This window comes from uncultured Limnohabitans sp., assembly GCF_937889215.1.
In the GTDB taxonomy this organism is placed as follows: domain Bacteria; phylum Pseudomonadota; class Gammaproteobacteria; order Burkholderiales; family Burkholderiaceae_C; genus Limnohabitans_A.
Map to the genome: position 1 here is coordinate 1 of NZ_CALBEX010000578.1, position 16,873 is coordinate 16,873.

A 16,873-nucleotide genomic window follows, 5' to 3' on the forward strand; every position below is an offset into this window, starting at 1 on the left:
ATGCCAATTCGCCCGTGTACCGCGCCAAGTTTGACGCCGCAGGCGTGCACCCGAGCGACTGCAAAACCCTGGCCGACATCGCCAAGTTCCCGTTCACCACCAAGGCGGACTTGCGTGACAGCTACCCCTTTGGCATGTTTGCCGTGCCGCGCGAGCAATGCGCCCGTATCCATGCGTCGAGCGGCACCACCGGTAAGCCCACGGTGGTGGGTTACACCCTCAAAGACATCGACACTTGGTCGACTGTGGTGGCCCGCAGCATTCGTGCAGGCGGTGCCAAGCCCGGTGACATGGTGCACATCAGCTACGGCTATGGCTTGTTCACGGGCGGCATGGGCGCGCATTACGGGGCTGAAAAATTGGGCCTCACGGTGGTGCCCTTTGGCGGCGGCCAAACCGAGCGCCAAGTGCAGCTGATCCAGGATTTCAAGTCCAACATCATCATGGTCACGCCCAGCTACATGCTGGCGATTGCTGACGAGTTTGAGCGCCAAGGCATCGACCCCACAACCAGTTCTTTGCGCATCGGCATCTTTGGGGCCGAGCCTTGGACCAACGACATGCGCGCCGCCATCGAAAAACGCATGAGCATTGACGCGGTCGACATTTACGGCCTGTCGGAAGTGATGGGGCCGGGTGTGGCCAGCGAATGCATCGAGACCAAAGATGGCCCAACCATTTGGGAAGACCACTTCTACCCCGAGATCATCCACCCCGAAACCGGTGAGCCTGTGGCCGATGGCGAAATGGGTGAGCTGGTGTTCACCAGCCTCACCAAAGAAGCGCTGCCCATCATCCGCTACCGCACGCGCGATCTCACGCGCCTGTTGCCGGGCACCGCCCGCAGCATGCGCCGCATGGAAAAGATCACCGGCCGCAGCGACGACATGATGATCATCCGCGGTGTGAACGTGTTCCCCAGCCAGATCGAAGAGCTGATCTTGAAGCGCGCCGAGCTGGCCCCGCACTACCAATGCGTGCTGACCCGCGAAGGCCCGATGGACGACCTCAAAGTGCTGATCGAGACTAAGCCCGGCGTGTCCCCCGAGAGCATCGAAGCCCGTGCGGCGGCCAAGCAGCTGCAGCATGAGATCAAGGTGTTCATTGGCTCCAGCGTGGCGATCGAGCTCAAGCCCGAAGGCGGCGTCGAGCGCAGCCAGGGCAAGGCCAAACGCGTGGTGGATTTGCGCGGCAAGTGAACCCGGCCCGCAAAGGCCGATGGCACCGCATTTTGTAGGTCGGCGCCTTCAGGTCCGACATGATCGCAGTGCTTCGCCGCCGCTTGAAAAGTCACTTCGCGAAAAGCGCAAATGTCGGACCGTAAAGGCCACGACCTACAGGTCGATGTTCACACTTTGGCCTTGGATCACCGTGTGCGCAATCAGCCGCTCGTCGCCCAGAACGATCATGGCAAACAGCCATTCGGCCAGTGTTTCGGTTTGCGCGGTGCGCCTTGCCAGCAGCGGCGTGGCTTGGGGGTTGAGCACCACAAAGTCGGCTTCGCAGCCGGGCAGCAGGTTGCCCACTTTGCCGCTCAGGTCCAGCGCATCAGCAGCGCCCGCTGTGTGTTGCCACCACAGGTGCTCGGGCGAGAGGCTGATGCCCGCACGCCCCACACTTTGCCGCGCAACGGTATAGGCCGCGTGCATGGTGTGAAAAGGGCTGAAGCTGGTGCCGCCGCCCACGTCGCTGGCCAGGCCGTAGCGCAGACCGGCTGCATCGGATGCGGTGTAGTCAAAAAAGCCGCTGCCCAAAAACAGGTTGCTGGTGGGGCTGACGGCGGCCGTCGCGCCCACCTCGGCCATGCGTCGGCGGTCCGTTTCATCCAGGTAGATGCAATGCGCGTAAACCGAGCGCTGGCGCAAGAGCCCTGCGCGGTCGTACACATCGAGGTAGCTGCGCGCATCGGGAAACAGTTCATGCACCCAGCGGATTTCGTCGACGTTTTCCGCCACATGCGATTGAATCCACACATCCGGAAATTGCTGCGCGATCTCGCCCGCGCCGTGCAGTTGGGCCTGTGTGCTGGTGGGCGCAAAGCGGGGCGTGATGGCGTAGCCCAAGCGGTCCACGCCATGCCAGCGGCGAATCAGGTCTTCCGTCTGGCGCAGGCTCAACTCGGTGTCGGTGTCGCGCAGGCCGTCGGGGCTGTGGCGGTCTTGCAGCACTTTGCCGGTGACCATGCGCAGGTGGCGTTGTTGCGCTTCTGTCATGAAAGCGTCCACCGATTCGGGGTGGGCGGTGGCAAAACACAGCGCTGTGGTCACGCCGTGGCGCATCAGCTCGTCCAGAAAAAACGCACTCACCTCACGCGCGTAGGCGGGGTTGGCGAACTGCTTCTCGTGCGGAAAGGTGTAGTGCTCCAGCCAAGGCAGCAGGCCCTCGGCGGGTGAGCCGATCACGTCGGTTTGCGGGTAGTGGATGTGCAGGTCGACAAAGCCGGGCGCGATGCACAGACCGGGCCAGTGGGTCACGGGCAGGTCGTGGTACTGCGGTGCCAGCTCGCGGTAGGGGCCGATGGCCTGGACGCGCACGATGCCGTCGGCTTCGCGTGCGGTGACCAGCAGGCCGTCGGTTTCGTGCTGGGCTTGCGGCTTGGCCGGGTCGGGAAACCAGAGCAGGCTGGCGCTCCAAGCTTGGCGTTCGGTCAAATGGGGGACGGGGTGCATGGGTGAGTCGGGTGTGAATACGGGGATAAACACCCGGGAAAAGGGGGTGATGGCGGTGGTACATTGTGCGGCAATCTCTTTGCATGCAAGGCTCAGGCCAATGCTTCAGGCATGGACTTTGCACGACACTTTTTTAGATACCCCATCCCACCCGACATGACCACCCCCCTTTTGTCTTTACAGGGCATCACCAAGCGCTACCCGGGCGTGGTGGCCAACCAGGATGTGTCGCTGACCGTGATGCCCGGTCAGGCCCATGCCGTGCTGGGCGAAAACGGCGCGGGCAAATCCACCCTGATGAAAATCATCTACGGTTCGGTCAAACCTGACGAAGGCCAGGTGGTGTTCAACGGCCAGCCGGTGCAGATTCGCAACCCACAAGAAGCGCGCAAGCTGGGCATCAGCATGGTGTTCCAGCACTTCAGCTTGTTTGACACGCTGACCGTGGCCGAAAACGTTTGGCTGGGGCTGGACAAAACCCTGAGCCTGGCCGAAGTGACCGAGCGCATCGTGGCCAAAGCCAGCGAATACGGCCTGGACCTGGAGCCCGAGCGCCCGGTGCACACCTTGAGTGTGGGCGAGATGCAGCGGGTGGAGATCATCCGTGCCTTGTTGACCGAGCCGAAGTTGTTGATCTTGGACGAGCCGACTTCGGTGCTGACGCCGCAAGCGGTGGAAAAACTATTCGTGGTGCTGCACAAGCTGGTCAGCCAAGGCGTGAGCATTTTGTACATCTCGCACAAGTTGCACGAGATTCGGGCGCTGTGCAGCGCCTGCACCGTGCTGCGCGGCGGCAAGCTCACGGGTGTGTGCGACCCGCGAGAAGAAACGAACGCCTCGCTCAGCCGCTGGATGATCGGGGCCGAGCCACCCGCTTTGCAGCATGTGGCGCGTGCGCCGGGCGAGGTGGTGTTGTCGGTGCAGGCCCTGAGCCTCACGCGGCAAGACCCGTTTGGCGTGGACCTGGACGGCATCAGCCTGCAGGTGCGCGCGGGCGAGGTGGTGGGCTTGGCTGGGGTGTCTGGCAATGGCCAAAAGGAATTGATGTGGGCTTTGTCGGGCGAAGACACCCGCTCGGGCGTGCAGTGTGGCGCGGCCAGTGTGAGCTTGTCTGGCCAGCCGGTGGCGGCTTTGGGGCCGGTGCCGCGCAGGCAGATGGGCCTGCACTTTGTGCCCGAAGAGCGGCTGGGGCGGGGCGCTGTGCCCTCGCTCAGCCTGTCGCAAAACCTGCTGCTGACCCGAAGCGAGGCCGTGGGCGCGGGCGGCTGGGTGCGCATGGGCGTGCTGGCAGATCAGGCCCGCGGCATCATCGAGCGCTTCAAGGTCAAGGCCTCTGGCCCGGATGCCGCAGCGCAGTCGCTGTCGGGTGGCAATTTGCAAAAGTTCATTGTGGGGCGCGAGATCAGCGCGAATCCGAAGCTGCTCATCGTCTCGCAACCCACTTGGGGCGTGGACGTGGGCGCGGCGGCGCAAATTCGCGCCGAGATTTTGGCGCTGCGCGACGCCGGTTGCGCGGTGCTGGTGGTGAGTGAGGAGTTGGAAGAATTGTTCGAGTTGTCAGACCGATTGCATGTGATTGCGAAGGGGCGTTTGTCACCTTCGGTTGCGCGCACCGAGGCCACGGTGGAACGCATTGGCGAGTGGATGAGCGGCTTGTGGCCGGATGTCGATGCTTCCGCTTTTGCCGTGCCGGCCCAACAAGGAGCCCAACATGCTGCGGCTTGAACCCCGCCCCCAGGCTTCGCGCCTGTGGACTTATGCCTCGCCCCTGCTGGCGCTGGTGCTCACCGTGCTGCTGGGCGTGGCGCTGTTCATGGCGCTGGGCAAGGACCCGGTGCGAGGGTTGCAGATGTTTTTTTGGGAACCCCTCAAAACCAGTTACGCCTTGGGCGAATTGATGGTCAAGGCCACGCCGCTCTTGGTCATTGCTTTGGGTTTGTCGGTGTGCTTCCGATCCAACGTCTGGAACATCGGGGCCGAGGGGCAGTTTGTCATTGGCGCGGTGTGCGCCGGGGGCGTGGCCTTGTTGGCCGACAAGGACACGGGCCGTTGGGTCGTGCTGGCGGTGCTGCTGGCTGGCGTGCTGGGCGGCATGCTGTGGGCGGGCATCACGGCGCTGCTGCGTGACCGCTTCAATGCCAGTGAAATTTTGGTCAGTCTGATGCTGGTCTACGTGGCGGACATGGTGTTGAGTTACCTGGTTTATGGCCCCTGGAAAGACCCGGCGGGCTTTAACTTTCCGCAGTCCAAAACCTTTGAGTTGGTCACCCAGATCCCGCGCTTGATGGACGGCTCGCGCGTCAGTGTGGGTTTGCTGCTGGCGCTGGTGGGTGCGGGCGTGTTGTGGGTGTTCTTGTTCCGAACACGGGCGGGCTTTGCCCAACAAGTTGGCGGGCTGGCGCCTGATGCGGCGCGGTACGCGGGGTTTTCTTCGCGCAAGGCGCTGTGGGTGGCGCTGCTGGTCTCGGGCGGCGCGGCGGGTCTGGCGGGTGCTTTGGAGGTGGCTGGGCCCATTGGGCAGTTGACGCCCTATGTGCCTGCTGGCTATGGTTTTGCCGCCATCATCGTGGCCTTTGTCGGGCGCTTGCACCCCGCGGGCATGGTGCTGTCGGCGGTGTTGATGAGCATGTTCTACATCGGCGGGGAGTTGGCGCAGTCGCGATTGGGCCTGCCCAAGTCGATCACCGGTGTGTTCCAGGGTTTGTTGCTGTTTTGTTTGTTGGCGTGTGACACGTTGGTGGCTTATCGCTTGCGCTGGGTGGCCCAAAAGAAGGGGAGTGTGTGATGGAGTCGTATGCATTGCTGATCGCCGCCACCTTGAATGCGGGTACGGTGCTGGCCATCGCCGCCTTGGGTTTGCTGATCAATGAAAAAGCCGGCGTGGTGAACCTGGGCGCCGAGGGCATGATGCTGTGTGCGGCCATCGCGGGCTTTGCCTGCGTGGTCCACACCGGCAACGACTGGCTGGGCTTTGTGGCGGGTATGGGCGCTGGCGCAGTGTTGGCGGCCATTTTTGGGGTGTTGGTCATCTGGCTGGGCACCAACCAATACGCCACAGGCCTGGCACTGAGTCTCTTTGGCGTGGGTTTTTCGGCTTTTGTTGGCATTGGCTATGTGAAAGAAAAGCTGCCGGAGCGGCCCCATTTTGCGCTGCCTTATCTGGCCGACATTCCGCTGGTGGGACCCGCCTTGTTCAAGCAGCATCCGCTCGTTTATGGGGCGATGGCGTTGGTTTTGGCCCTGATTTGGTTCTTGTACAAAAGCCGCACCGGTTTGGTGCTGCGGGCGGTGGGCGAGTCGCCTGCTTCGGCCCACGCCTTGGGCTACCCGGTGCGCCGCATCCGCTTGCTGGCGGTATTGGCTGGCGGCGCTTTGTGTGGGCTGGCCGGGGCTTACATCTCGGTGATTTATACCCCGCTGTGGGTCGAGGGCATGGTGGCAGGCAAGGGCTGGATTGCGCTGGCCCTGACCACTTTTGCCACGTGGCGTCCGGCACGGGTCTTGCTGGGTGCTTACCTGTTTGGTGGTGTGACCATGTTGCAGTTCCATTTGCAAGGCGTGGGGGTCGAAGTGCCCAGCCAATTGCTCACGGCGCTGCCTTACATCGCCACCATCGTGGTGCTGGCATTGATCTCGCGCAACCCGGCCTGGATTCGCGTCAATATGCCTGCATCTTTGGGGAAACCCTTTTATCCCGGTTCATAATCTCGATTTTTAACCCCCGTAACCTTGTTCAAAAGGAACTGACATGACAGACCTCTCCAAGCGCTCCATCGTCAAGATGGTGGCCCTGACTGCTGTGGCCGCCGCCGCACTGGTGGGCTGTGGCAAAAAAGAAGAAGCGCCCAAGGCCGAGGCCCCAGCCCCGGCTGCTGCGCCCGCCAAGCCCGAGCCCCTGAAGATTGCGTTTGCGTATGTCGGCCCTGTGGGCGATGGCGGTTGGACCTTTGCGCATGACAACGGCCGCAAAGAAATTGAAAAAGCCTTTGGCGACAAAGTGGTCACCAGCTTCGTCGAAAAAGTGCCAGAAAGCGCTGACGCCGAGCGCGTGATCCGTGACATGGCCGCCCAAGGCAACAAGCTGATTTTTGGCACAACCTTTGGTTACATGGAGCCCATGCTCAAAGTGGCGGCTGACAACAAAGAAGTCAAGTTCGAGCACGCCACCGGCTACAAAACCGCCGACAACATGCGCACTTACGACAGCCGCACCTACGAAGGTGCTTACATGGCGGGCGTGATCGCGGGCAAGATGACCAAGACCAACACCCTGGGTGTGGTTGCCTCCATCCCAATCCCTGAGGTGGTGCGCAACATCAACAGCTTCACCATGGGCGCGCAGTCGGTCAACCCCAATGTCAAGACCAAAGTGGTCTGGGTGAACGAGTGGTTCAACCCACCGAAAGAAACCGAAGCGGCCACATCGCTGATCAACGGCGGTGCCGACGTGCTGATGCAAAACACCGACTCTTCGGCTGTGTTGCAGACCGCCGAGAAAATGGGCAAGCGTGCCTTTGGTTGGGACTCCGACATGACCGCCTACGGCCCCAAGGCCCACTTGGGTTCGGCTGTGATCAACTGGGGCCCTTACTATGTCAAGGCCGTGGGTGAGGCCCTAGAAGGCAAGTGGAGCACCGGCTCCAGCTGGTGGGGCGTGAAAGAAGGTGCGATCGAGATGGTCAACGTGGCCGCTGACGTGCCTGAAGACACCAAAAAGCGCATCGACGAGATCAAGGCTGGCCTGAAAGACGGCAGCTTCTCCATCTGGAAAGGCCCCATCGTGGACCAGGCCGGTAAAGAGATGCTGGCCAAAGACGCAGTGGCCGACGACAAGTTCCTGGGCGGCGTGATGTTCTACGTCAAGGGCGTGGAAGGCAAGATCCCAGGCAAGTGATGGGCTTGAGACTGGCCATTCCCGACTGGATCGGGAATCCATCTCCCAGCTTTTTGAAGGCCGCCTGACGCAAGTCAGGCGGCTTTTTTAGTTATTTACAAATGTCGCTGCGCGATGCGGCGGCTGTCGGTCTTCGTAGGTCGGTGACTTCAGGTCCGACTGGATGACCTCAAAGGCAGCAAGATTTTTTGATACCCTGAGCCCGTTGTCCTAATCACAAAGGTCCCCGCTTTGTTCAAACACTTGGAATCCCCAACGCTCGCCGCCAGAAGCTGGCGGCAAATCCGCACTGACTTTGGCAGCACCTACGCCGCCAATGCGCTGATCGGTTTCATCTTTGCCGTCACCGGGCCAGTGGCCATCATTTTGTCGGTGGGCACGCGTGGGGGCTTGTCACCTGAAGAGCTGGCGTCCTGGGTGTTCGGGGTGTTTTTTGTCAACGGTTTGGTGAGTTTGCTGATGAGCTGGCGTTACACCACGCCGCTGGCATTTGGTTGGACGATTCCAGGCACCGTGCTGGTCGGCCCGGCTTTGCAGCACCTGACTTTTCCCGAGGTGATCGGTGCGTTTTACGTCACCAGCGCTTTGGTGCTGGTGTTGGGCTTGAGCGGCTGGGTCAAGCGCGTCATGGCAGCGCTGCCCATGCCCATCGTCATGGGCATGGTGGCAGGTGTCTTCTTGCGTTTTGGCCTGGACATCGTGCGGGCGCTGCAAAGCGATGTGGCCATTGCAGCGCCCATGGTGGCCATGTTCTTGTTGCTCTCAGCGCGGGCCGATTGGGGCAAGCGCCTGCCGCCTGTCATCGGCGCACTGCTGGTGGGGGCTTTGGCGGTGGCGGTGTCGGGCCGACTCGATGCGGCCGCCGTGGGCCAATTGACTTTGGCACAACCCGTCATTCAGGCCCCGGTGTGGTCGTTTGCCGCGATGCTGGAGCTGGTGGTGCCGCTGGCCATCACGGTGCTGGTGGTGCAAAACGGGCAAGGCGTGGCCGTGCTCAAAAACGCCGGGCACGAGCCACCCGTCAACATGATCGCTGTGGCCTGCGGTATCGGTGCCGCCATCAGCGCCGTGTTTGGCGCGGTCAGCACTTGCCTCACGGGGCCAACCAATGGCTTGCTCACTTCGTCTGGCGAGAAACCGCGCCACTACACCGGGGCGCTGATGTTTGGCGTGCTGGCGCTGTTGTTCGGCCTGATGGCACCCACCTTCACCGGTTTGATGCTGGCGGCCCCCAAAGAGTTCATCATGGTGTTGGGCGGTCTGGCCATGTTGCGCGTGTTGCAAGGTGCGTTTGTGGCCTCGTTTGGCGCGGGCAAGTTTTCGCTGGGCGCACTGGTCAGCTTGTTGGTCACGGTGGCCGATATTGGGCTGTTCAACATCGGCGCGGCCTTTTGGGGGCTGGTGGCCGGCTTTGCGGTGTCGTGGTGGATGGAGCGTGGCGATTTTCAAAACCGTTGAAGAACTTGCAGAAAAGCCAGCATGCACATTCAAAAAATCAACGAAGGCGTTTGCGCCCTGCTTGACCCGTCGGGCCTGCATGTGGGCAACTTCAAGTGGGTCAATGGCCAATGGAAGTTCAAGGCCGTGGGCTTTGGCCCTGAAGGCCAAGTGATGCCGGGCCATGGGCCTTTGACCGACCGGCACAACGCTTGTTTTGATCGGCTCGACGAAGCCACCATCCGCGCCCAATTTTTCAAGGATTGACCATGTTCAAAGTCCACGCCATACCGCCCACCCGTTTGCCCGAGTTGTTACGCGCCATGCCCAAGGCCGAGTTGCACATTCACATTGAAGGCTCGCTGGAGCCCGAGCTGATCTTTGCCCTGGCCCAGCGCAACGGTGTGCAGTTGCCCTATGCCGACGTGGCCGCATTGCGCAGCGCCTACGCCTTCACCAACCTGCAAAGTTTTCTGGATCTGTATTACGCCGGGGCCAGCGTGCTGCTGCACGAGCAGGACTTTTACGACATGGCCTGGGCCTATTTTGAAAAAGCCGCCGCTGACCATGTGGTGCGGGCCGAGTTGTTTTTTGACCCACAGACCCACACAGCGCGGGGCGTGGCCATGGGCGCAGTCATCGAAGGCCTGAGCCGCGCCTGCCGCGATGCGCAAACTCAGCTGGGCATCAGCGCCGATCTGATCTTGTGCTTTTTGCGCCACCTGTCCGAAGAAGAGGCATTGGCCACGTTGAACGAGGCCATGCCTTGGCGCGAACACTTCATCGGTGTGGGGCTCGATTCGAGCGAGCTGGGCCACCCGCCCGAAAAGTTTGCCCGCGTGTTTGCCCGCGCCCGCGAGCGGGGCTTGCACTGCGTGGCCCATGCGGGCGAAGAGGGACCGCCCGCCTACATCTGGGGCGCACTCGATGTGCTGCAGGTCGAGCGCATCGACCACGGCGTGCAAGCCATCCACGACGCCGCATTGATGCAACGCCTGGCCGACAGCCAGATGCCGCTCACGGTGTGTCCGCTGTCCAACCTCAAACTGTGTGTGTTCAAAAACCTGGCCGACCATAATCTGGGCCAGATGCTGGATGCAGGCCTGTGCATCACTCTCAACTCGGACGACCCGGCCTACTTTGGTGGCTACTTGAACGACAACTATGTACAGACCTTTGCCGCCCTGCACCTGAACGCCCAGCAAGCCTACAAGCTGGCCGCCAACAGCATCGAGGCGAGCTTTGCGCCCGAGGCAGACAAGCACCGCTGGATGCATGAATTGAAAGCGTTTTTTCAGTCGTATGCCGAGCAGGATTGAAAGTTTGGCTTGCCCCCTGTAAGAGGCTGCTGGGCGTGCATTCGTCCAGCCCGTACAACCCGGCGATTGCGAATGCCTTTTTCAGGGCGGGCGAAACCGAGGCTTGGGGCCGTGGGGTGGAGCGCATTTTTGCGGCATGCGTGGCGGCGGGCACGCCCAAGCCAGTGCTGCGTTATCACCCCTTTGACATGTGGATGGAGTTCCCCTTCGACCCCGCTTATTTGAAGGTGCTCAGGGCGGGGCAGACCGAACAAGTCGAAGCCTAAGTCACCCCCGAAGTCACCCCCGAAGTCACCCCCGAAGTGGAGCGCATGTTGAGGCGGATCAATGGCGAGATGAGTCGCGTTGAGTTGATGAGCGCTTTGGGTCTGAAAGATGAGAAACATTTCCGTACGCATTACCAGCAAGTGGCGTTGGCTTTGGGTGTGCTGGAGATGACAGTGCCCGATAAACCCAACAGCCGATTGCAAAAATACAGACTGACGCAAGCCGGTCATGGCTGTGTTGCCGGACAGGGTTAAAACATAACAAGAGGGGGTGTGATGCGTTTGGCATTTGTTTCAGATATTCATGGCAATTTGGCTGCCTTGGACGCCGTGATTGCGGACATGAGTCACCGAAAAATTCAGTGTGTGGTGAATCTCGGTGACAGCTTGAGTGGCCCATTGCTGCCGCTCGAAACCGCTGACCGACTTCGAAATTTCCCTTGGCTTCACGTTGCGGGCAATCATGAACGCCAGTTATTGCGCTTGCCGGTAGAGCGTCAGAATTTATCGGATGCATACACATCGAGTCAATTGAACCCGTTGGTCAAAAATTGGTTGGCGTCGCACGCTGACCCGGCGGACCCCCGGCTGCAAACGGCACAAATTTGGCCTGAGCAATTTGGCCATGATGTGGCGCTGTGCCATGGCAGCCCTCGCAGTGACATCGAATATTTGTTGGAAACGCCCGAAGGCGAAGCGGCCCGCTTGGCAAGCGTGAGAGAGATTGAAGAGCGTTTGGCGGGGCTGATACCGGAAAACATCAGCTTGCTGGCCTGCGGACACAGCCATGTGCCAAGGACGGTTCGTTGGCGATCCAAGTTGCTCATCGTTAATCCAGGCAGTGTCGGTTTGCCTGCATACGATGACGATCACCCTTACCCTTTTTCCAAGTTCCATCGCATAGAGAACGGCAGCCCCGATGCGCGTTATGCGGTGGTCGAAAAATTCGGTGGGCTCTGGCGTTGTGAGTTGATCAGCGTGCCCTATGACCATGAATCCATGGCGCTTTTGGCAGAAAAGCGTGACCGTCCTGATTGGGCGCATGCTTTGAGAACTGGGTGGATGCCCAGAGTTTGAATGACAGAGGATGGAACATGTTGTTTGCCGTTTTATTCACCGACCGACCCGATCAAGGCGCTTTGCGTGCCACCCATTTACAAGCCCACATTGACTGGGTGGCTGCACATCAGGCGCAAGTGCGCATGGCGGGCAGTTTGCGCGAGCAACTTGGTCAGGTGCCCCGAGGTGGCTTGTGGATCGTTGAGTCCGAATCCAAAGAATGCGTCCATCAATTGATGCAGACCGATCCCTTCTGGACTTACGGTCTGCGCCAGAGCGCGGAGGTTTTGCATTGGAGCAAGGCGCTGGACCAGAAGGTGTTGGTTTGAGGCTTTGCCTGCACACTGTTTCGCTTTTGCTCAGGCGTGTGGCTGATCTGGACAAGTACGCCATGTAAAATCCACCCCCGAAGCCCGCCGCCCCGGCGGGCTTTGTTTTGTTCAATCTCGGGGCCATGTAGAGGACTACCATGTATAAAAACCTCGCTGCCACGCTCGTGGCCGCCTGCTTTTTTCTTCCGGCCGTTCAGGCACAAACTTCCACGCCAACGCCAGTCAAAGCGACCGAGCCCATCAAGGCGGGTTTCGTCTATGTCTCGCCCATCACCGACGCGGGCTGGACGCGTCAGCACGACGAGGGTCGCAAGGCCGTTGAGCGGGCCTTGGGCGATCAGGTCAAGACCACGTTTGTGGCCGATGTGCCCGAGGGTGCGGATGCCGAGCGCGTGATCCGCGACCTGGCCCAGCAGGGTCATCAAATCATCTTCACCCCCAGTTTTGGCTACATGGAGCCCACGCTCAAGGTGGCCAAAGAGTTTCCGAATGTGAAGTTTGAGTCGGTGACCGGCTTCAAGACCGCGCCCAATGTGGCCGCGTCGAACGCCCGCTATTACGAGGGCCGCTATTTGGCGGGCATCGCCGCCGGGCGCTTGACGCAATCGAACGTGGCGGGTTATGTGGCGGGCTTTCCGATTCCTGAAGTCCTGCAGGGCATCAACGCCTTCACTTTGGGCATGCGCTCGGTCAACCCCAAAGCCACCGTCAAGGTGGTCTGGCTCAACGCCTGGTTTGACCCACCCAAAGAGCGCGAAGCGGCCATGGCCTTGTTCAACCAGGATGTGGACGTGATCGCTTTCCACACCGGCTCCACGGCGGTGATGGCCGCGGCGCAAGAGCGCGGCAAGATGGCCGTGGCCTACCATTCCGACATGCGCCGGGTTGCGCCGGATGCCCAGATCATCGCGGTCACCCACCAGTGGGGCGACTACTACACGGCCCGCGTCAAGGCGGCTTTGTCCGGCACTTGGCAAAGCGGCAGCGTGTGGGGCGGCGTGAAGGATGGCATGGTCCGCGTCGGCGACTTTGGCCCCAAGGTGCCCAAGAAGGTGCAGGATGAAATCTTGGCCAAGCAAAAGGCCGTAGGTGCGGGCAAATTGCAACCGTTCGCCGGCCCGATCACCGACAACGACGGCAAATTGGTCTTGCCCGCAGGCCAGACCCTGAGCGATTCCCAGATCCTGAACATGAATTACTTGGTGCAGGGCGTGTTGGGGCGTGTCAACCGCTGAACTTCGGTGGAACCGCCAGCCCGTGCCCTTTGGGGCCGGGTAAGCCCCTAAAATAAGCCGATTGACACAAGGGCACACCATGAGCATCAAGAGCGACAAATGGATCCGCCGCATGGCCGAAGAGCACGGCATGATCGAGCCGTTCGAGCCGGGCCAGATCCGCAAGGACGCGGCTGGCCAAAAAATCGTCAGCTACGGCACCAGCAGTTATGGCTATGACATCCGCTGCGCCCCGGAATTCAAGGTCTTCACCAACATCTACAGCACGGTGGTGGACCCCAAAAACTTCGACGAGCGCAGCTTTGTGGACATCGAAAGCGATGTCTGCATCATCCCGCCCAACAGCTTTGCGCTGGCCCGCACCATGGAATACTTCCGCATTCCACGCAACGTGCTGACGATTTGCTTAGGCAAAAGCACCTATGCCCGCTGCGGCATCATCGTGAACGTGACGCCTTTTGAGCCCGAGTGGGAAGGCTATGTGACGCTGGAGTTCAGCAACACCACCCCCTTGCCCGCCAAAATTTACGCAGGTGAAGGCTGCGCCCAGGTGCTGTTTTTCGAGAGTGACAAAGACGATGTCTGCGAAACCAGCTACAAAGACCGAGGCGGCAAATACCAAGGCCAAGTGGGCGTGACACTGCCCAAAACCTGATGGCTCACTGCGGGCCACCTGCTATGGTGCGCCCCGCAGCGCGCAAATCCCCGGCGTTTCCCCGCATCTGTTCGCCATTTGGCGAGTTCACAAAGCACTTGGCCGTCCTTAGAACTTTGAGTTCAATAATTTTTGGTTGGATCGCCAAGGTTGAAGCCTTCAGGTCCGACATGCAACAGGCGCAGCGCAGTATTTTGTAGGTCGGCGCCTTCAGGTCCGGCATACGTCAGGCAGACCACAGCCCTTTGAAAATATCGCTCCGCGAACGGATGGAACGTTGGCCCCTAAATGCCCGACCTGGGGCCAGTGATAACACTTGGGCATTCTCTAAAAGTGAGTTTCGCCCCCCGACCCGGCTCACTTTAAAACACCAGCTCCTCAGGCGTGGACTGGCGGCCGAGAATGTCGTTGCGGTGGGGGTAGCGGCCAAAGCGGTGTCTTTGGCAGTGGTGCTTGGGGCTGAGTTCGGTGAACCAGAAGTGGAGGATGGTTTGGGCTTGCATGACAGCTGGGTTCATGCTGCCTTAAGAACCATGTCGATGTGCATGGACGAGTAAGGGCAGACCACCCCGCCAGACTCGGTGCGCTCCAGCAGCCCCAGGTCGGCCAGCACCACCACGTCTTCGTGCACGCGCTTGACGTCGCGGTCCACCAAGCGGGCCAATTCGCGCACTGACATCTCACCCTTGCCTTGAGCGGTGCGTACCAGCGCCCAGCGCTTTTCGGTCAGCTGGCCAAAGAAATGACCGGGGCTTTCAAAGTTGAGCACCTCGCCTTGGTAAGTGTTTTTTTTCGCCGCTTGGGCAGCTGCACGCAAACCGGCTTGCCAGTCGGGTTGCAAAGTGATGGTCAAAAAACGTTCGGTCATGTTGTTCTCCTGGCCGCTACGGCGGCAATGAAGTCTTCCACCAGTTGGTCCACGCCTGTGAATGTGTAAGGCAGCTCTTGCCCGTCCAAATGGCAGTGGTCGCCTTTGCCCCGCTCGTTGTCAAAGCCAACAATCCGAACGTCACCCTTGGCATAGACCGCACGGTATTTGAACCCGTGCTCGGTGGGTGGAACCGGCGTGGGCACCCGCCAGACCACCAGCTCAATCACGCCACCATCTGGTGTGATGTTCTTGAATCGGGTGATCAGTTCAGCGGGCATGTTGGCGATTGTGCCAACACAGCTTGTATGTTGTCAAGAATGACAACACTTGCCAGTCAGGCTTAAAACCCCGACCCCGGCTGACTCAAAAAAGCCAGCTCTTCGGGCGTGGACGGGCGGCCGAGGATGGCAAAGATTTGGAATGAAAGGGTGGGGGTAGAGACCAAAGCGCAGGGTGATGGCTTGGTGGCGCAGCTCAAAGCGCAGGGTGTCTTCCATGCCCGGCTGCGCAAACAGCAGGGCGGCTTGGGCGTGCACCAGAGCGGACTCGCTGTGCATGTATGCAAAACTTGCGCCAAGGGCAGGCTGCAGTCTTGCCCACTGGCCACCAGCTCTTGCGCCAGCGCCAAGGCCAGCGCGTCTTGCGCAAAGGCTAGGGGGTGTCGCGGAACACGTTGCGCGAGAACTGGTCGAGCATCAAGACCTCGGCCAAGCGCCCCTCTGGCGTGGCGCGCCAGGCAAACAAATCACACCGCGCCGCTGCCGCTGCTGCCAGCGTGGCCCCGAAGCGGGTGCGGATGGCTTCGTCCAAGGCGGGGTCTTTGGCGAAATGGTGCTTGGAGGTGAGTTCGGTGAACCAGAAGTGGAGGATGGTTTGGGCTTGCATGTGAACAATGCTCCAGCTTCAGGCGGCGCTGTCGATAACGCCAGCGCTGTCAAGGGCATGGCTGTTCAGTCAGGGGATTGAAGGGCGATCAAAACGCGTTGGGCGGCGGCGATCAGATCGGTGACCAGGCGTGTATCGACATCCATCATGCCTTCGTACTCGCCCAGGTTGCGCTTGTTGTGACACAAGTCCAGCACCCGCCAAACCTCAAGCCCCAGCCCCAGTGTGTGTGGCAATGCCTGAAAGACGATGTAACGGTTGCTCGGGCGAAAGCCTTTCTTTCGCAATGCAGCCAAACACAAGGCGTGTGCAGCGTTGTAGGCCAGATCAAAGCGGCTCTCCAGTGCCAGTGTGGCGTTGGCTGCATCGTTCAAGCGGGTGCTGCCCGTTCGCAGCAAACCCGCGATTTCGGCGGCGTCGGGTGGCTCAACTTTGAGCGAGCCGCTGGGGCCGCTCAGGTTTTCAAGTGGGGTGGGTGGGCTCATGTTGCGGTGACTCCTCCTGGCCGATCAGCCATATCTTTGGCTGTTGCATCACGCGGTTGATGAAGGCATTGTCACCCAGCTGGCGGGCTTTGAAGTCGGTTGATGAGTAAATGGCAGGGTTGATTGGGCGCCCCAGTGTTTGGCTGGCGGGCTCCAGCGCCGCAAATACATCACCATAGCCCAGCGTGTCGCTGACCAGCAGCACGTCGACATCACTGGCGCTGGTGTCTTGCTGCTTGGCCATGGAGCCAAACACAAACGCCAGCGAAATCTGCGGCGCAATCGGCAAGAGCGCCGTGCGCAGCACATCGGCCAGCCCCATGGTTTTCAGCACCAGAGCGCGCAGCTCGGTAAACACGGGCGAAGCCGCATTGGCCTGAAAGTGTTTTTGGTTGCCCTGTTTGCGCACCGTGAGCAAACCCGCTGCAGCCAGATCGGCCAACTCGCGCTGCACAGCGCCTGCGCCCGACTGAGCCAAGCCAATGACTTCATTGGTATAGAAGCTGCGGTCCGGCGCAACAAACAGCACGGCCAGCACCCGCTGACGCACCTTTGAAAACAGCGCGTCGGCGATGGAGGAGGTGATTGAAGCGGTATTCATACCCATAATGGGTTTGATCATACCTTATTTGGGTATTTTTTGAGGCGTCAGAGCACTTCAGTTGTTAGGACCTAAAACCCGACCCCGGCTCATTCAAAAACGCCAGCTCCTCGGGCGTGGACGGGCGGCCGAGGATGGCAAAGATTTGGAATGAAAGGGTGGGGG

General features: G+C 60.5%; 21 protein-coding genes. 14 read left to right on the forward strand and 7 right to left on the reverse strand.

Annotated elements, in window-relative coordinates:
- Window positions 1-1,199 (forward strand): phenylacetate--CoA ligase PaaK (gene paaK / locus Q0341_RS14500; RefSeq protein WP_299514741.1); only part of this gene is annotated, 1,199 nt, incomplete at its 5' end.
- 135 nt (window positions 1,200-1,334) lie between these two features.
- Here the strand turns inward: paaK and guaD are convergent.
- The gene (gene guaD, locus Q0341_RS14505; protein ID WP_299514743.1) at window positions 1,335-2,669 is read right to left on the reverse strand and encodes a guanine deaminase; all 1,335 of its coding nucleotides are present in this window, start codon (window positions 2,667-2,669) and stop codon (window positions 1,335-1,337) included.
- A 156-nt stretch (window positions 2,670-2,825) separates the two neighbouring features.
- Here guaD and Q0341_RS14510 point away from each other — a divergent pair, with 156 nt between their 5' ends.
- From Q0341_RS14510 to dcd, 13 genes are all read left to right on the forward strand, one after another.
- Window positions 2,826-4,394, forward strand: a complete 1,569-nt coding sequence (locus Q0341_RS14510) for an ABC transporter ATP-binding protein (protein ID WP_299514745.1) — start codon at window positions 2,826-2,828, stop codon at window positions 4,392-4,394.
- Entirely contained in the window at window positions 4,381-5,454 is a 1,074-nt protein-coding gene (locus tag Q0341_RS14515; protein ID WP_299514748.1) for an ABC transporter permease, read from the forward strand. Before Q0341_RS14510 ends, Q0341_RS14515 begins: the two co-directional genes overlap by 14 nt.
- Entirely contained in the window at window positions 5,454-6,374 is a 921-nt protein-coding gene (locus Q0341_RS14520; protein ID WP_299514750.1) for an ABC transporter permease, read from the forward strand. The genes Q0341_RS14515 and Q0341_RS14520 overlap by 1 nt, the downstream gene beginning before the upstream one ends.
- A gap of 43 nt (window positions 6,375-6,417) precedes the next feature.
- On the forward strand, window positions 6,418-7,563 hold the full coding sequence (locus tag Q0341_RS14525; RefSeq protein ID WP_299514752.1) for a BMP family ABC transporter substrate-binding protein: 1,146 nt from the start codon (window positions 6,418-6,420) through the stop codon (window positions 7,561-7,563).
- Window positions 7,564-7,794: 231 nt separating this feature from the next.
- Window positions 7,795-9,021, forward strand: a complete 1,227-nt coding sequence (locus Q0341_RS14530) for a benzoate/H(+) symporter BenE family transporter (protein WP_299514754.1) — start codon at window positions 7,795-7,797, stop codon at window positions 9,019-9,021.
- 21 nt (window positions 9,022-9,042) lie between these two features.
- A complete protein-coding gene (locus Q0341_RS14535; RefSeq protein ID WP_299514755.1) occupies window positions 9,043-9,267 on the forward strand; it encodes a hypothetical protein in 225 nt (74 codons plus the stop codon).
- Between the two features lie 2 nt (window positions 9,268-9,269).
- Window positions 9,270-10,319 carry an adenosine deaminase gene (locus Q0341_RS14540; protein ID WP_299514757.1) on the forward strand — a complete coding sequence of 350 codons (1,050 nt, stop codon included), beginning with the start codon at window positions 9,270-9,272 and terminating at the stop codon, window positions 10,317-10,319.
- Window positions 10,320-10,354: 35 nt separating this feature from the next.
- Entirely contained in the window at window positions 10,355-10,585 is a 231-nt protein-coding gene (locus Q0341_RS14545; protein WP_299514759.1) for an ATP-binding protein, read from the forward strand.
- 45 nt (window positions 10,586-10,630) lie between these two features.
- Window positions 10,631-10,840: a Fic family protein gene (locus Q0341_RS14550; RefSeq protein ID WP_299514761.1), complete on the forward strand. Its 210-nt coding sequence runs from the start codon at window positions 10,631-10,633 to the stop codon at window positions 10,838-10,840.
- 21 nt (window positions 10,841-10,861) lie between these two features.
- Entirely contained in the window at window positions 10,862-11,662 is an 801-nt protein-coding gene (locus Q0341_RS14555; protein WP_299514764.1) for a metallophosphoesterase family protein, read from the forward strand.
- Window positions 11,663-11,679: 17 nt separating this feature from the next.
- Window positions 11,680-11,973: a YciI family protein gene (locus Q0341_RS14560; RefSeq protein ID WP_299514766.1), complete on the forward strand. Its 294-nt coding sequence runs from the start codon at window positions 11,680-11,682 to the stop codon at window positions 11,971-11,973.
- Window positions 11,974-12,113: 140 nt separating this feature from the next.
- A complete protein-coding gene (locus Q0341_RS14565) occupies window positions 12,114-13,211 on the forward strand; it encodes a BMP family ABC transporter substrate-binding protein (protein ID WP_299514768.1) in 1,098 nt (365 codons plus the stop codon).
- 79 nt (window positions 13,212-13,290) lie between these two features.
- On the forward strand, window positions 13,291-13,866 hold the full coding sequence (gene dcd / locus Q0341_RS14570) for a dCTP deaminase (protein ID WP_108330645.1): 576 nt from the start codon (window positions 13,291-13,293) through the stop codon (window positions 13,864-13,866).
- A gap of 362 nt (window positions 13,867-14,228) precedes the next feature.
- Here dcd and Q0341_RS14575 read toward each other — a convergent pair whose 3' ends face one another.
- The 6 genes from Q0341_RS14575 to Q0341_RS14600 all read right to left on the reverse strand — a co-directional run bounded on the left by Q0341_RS14575 (window position 14,229) and on the right by Q0341_RS14600 (window position 16,708).
- Window positions 14,229-14,384, reverse strand: a complete 156-nt coding sequence (locus Q0341_RS14575; RefSeq protein ID WP_366522779.1) for a DUF924 family protein — start codon at window positions 14,382-14,384, stop codon at window positions 14,229-14,231.
- Window positions 14,381-14,734 carry a hypothetical protein gene (locus Q0341_RS14580; protein WP_299514772.1) on the reverse strand — a complete coding sequence of 118 codons (354 nt, stop codon included), beginning with the start codon at window positions 14,732-14,734 and terminating at the stop codon, window positions 14,381-14,383. The genes Q0341_RS14575 and Q0341_RS14580 overlap by 4 nt, the downstream gene beginning before the upstream one ends.
- Window positions 14,731-15,015 carry a DUF6516 family protein gene (locus tag Q0341_RS14585; protein WP_299514774.1) on the reverse strand — a complete coding sequence of 95 codons (285 nt, stop codon included), beginning with the start codon at window positions 15,013-15,015 and terminating at the stop codon, window positions 14,731-14,733. The genes Q0341_RS14580 and Q0341_RS14585 overlap by 4 nt, the downstream gene beginning before the upstream one ends.
- A 373-nt stretch (window positions 15,016-15,388) precedes the next feature.
- A complete protein-coding gene (locus Q0341_RS15285; RefSeq protein ID WP_366522780.1) occupies window positions 15,389-15,622 on the reverse strand; it encodes a DUF924 family protein in 234 nt (77 codons plus the stop codon).
- A 65-nt stretch (window positions 15,623-15,687) separates the two neighbouring features.
- Window positions 15,688-16,107: a hypothetical protein gene (locus Q0341_RS14595; RefSeq protein ID WP_299514776.1), complete on the reverse strand. Its 420-nt coding sequence runs from the start codon at window positions 16,105-16,107 to the stop codon at window positions 15,688-15,690.
- Complete coding sequence (locus tag Q0341_RS14600) at window positions 16,085-16,708, reverse strand: nucleotidyltransferase domain-containing protein (RefSeq protein WP_299514778.1); 624 nt, start codon at window positions 16,706-16,708, stop codon at window positions 16,085-16,087. Before Q0341_RS14600 ends, Q0341_RS14595 begins: the two co-directional genes overlap by 23 nt.
- Window positions 16,709-16,873 lie beyond the last annotated feature (165 nt).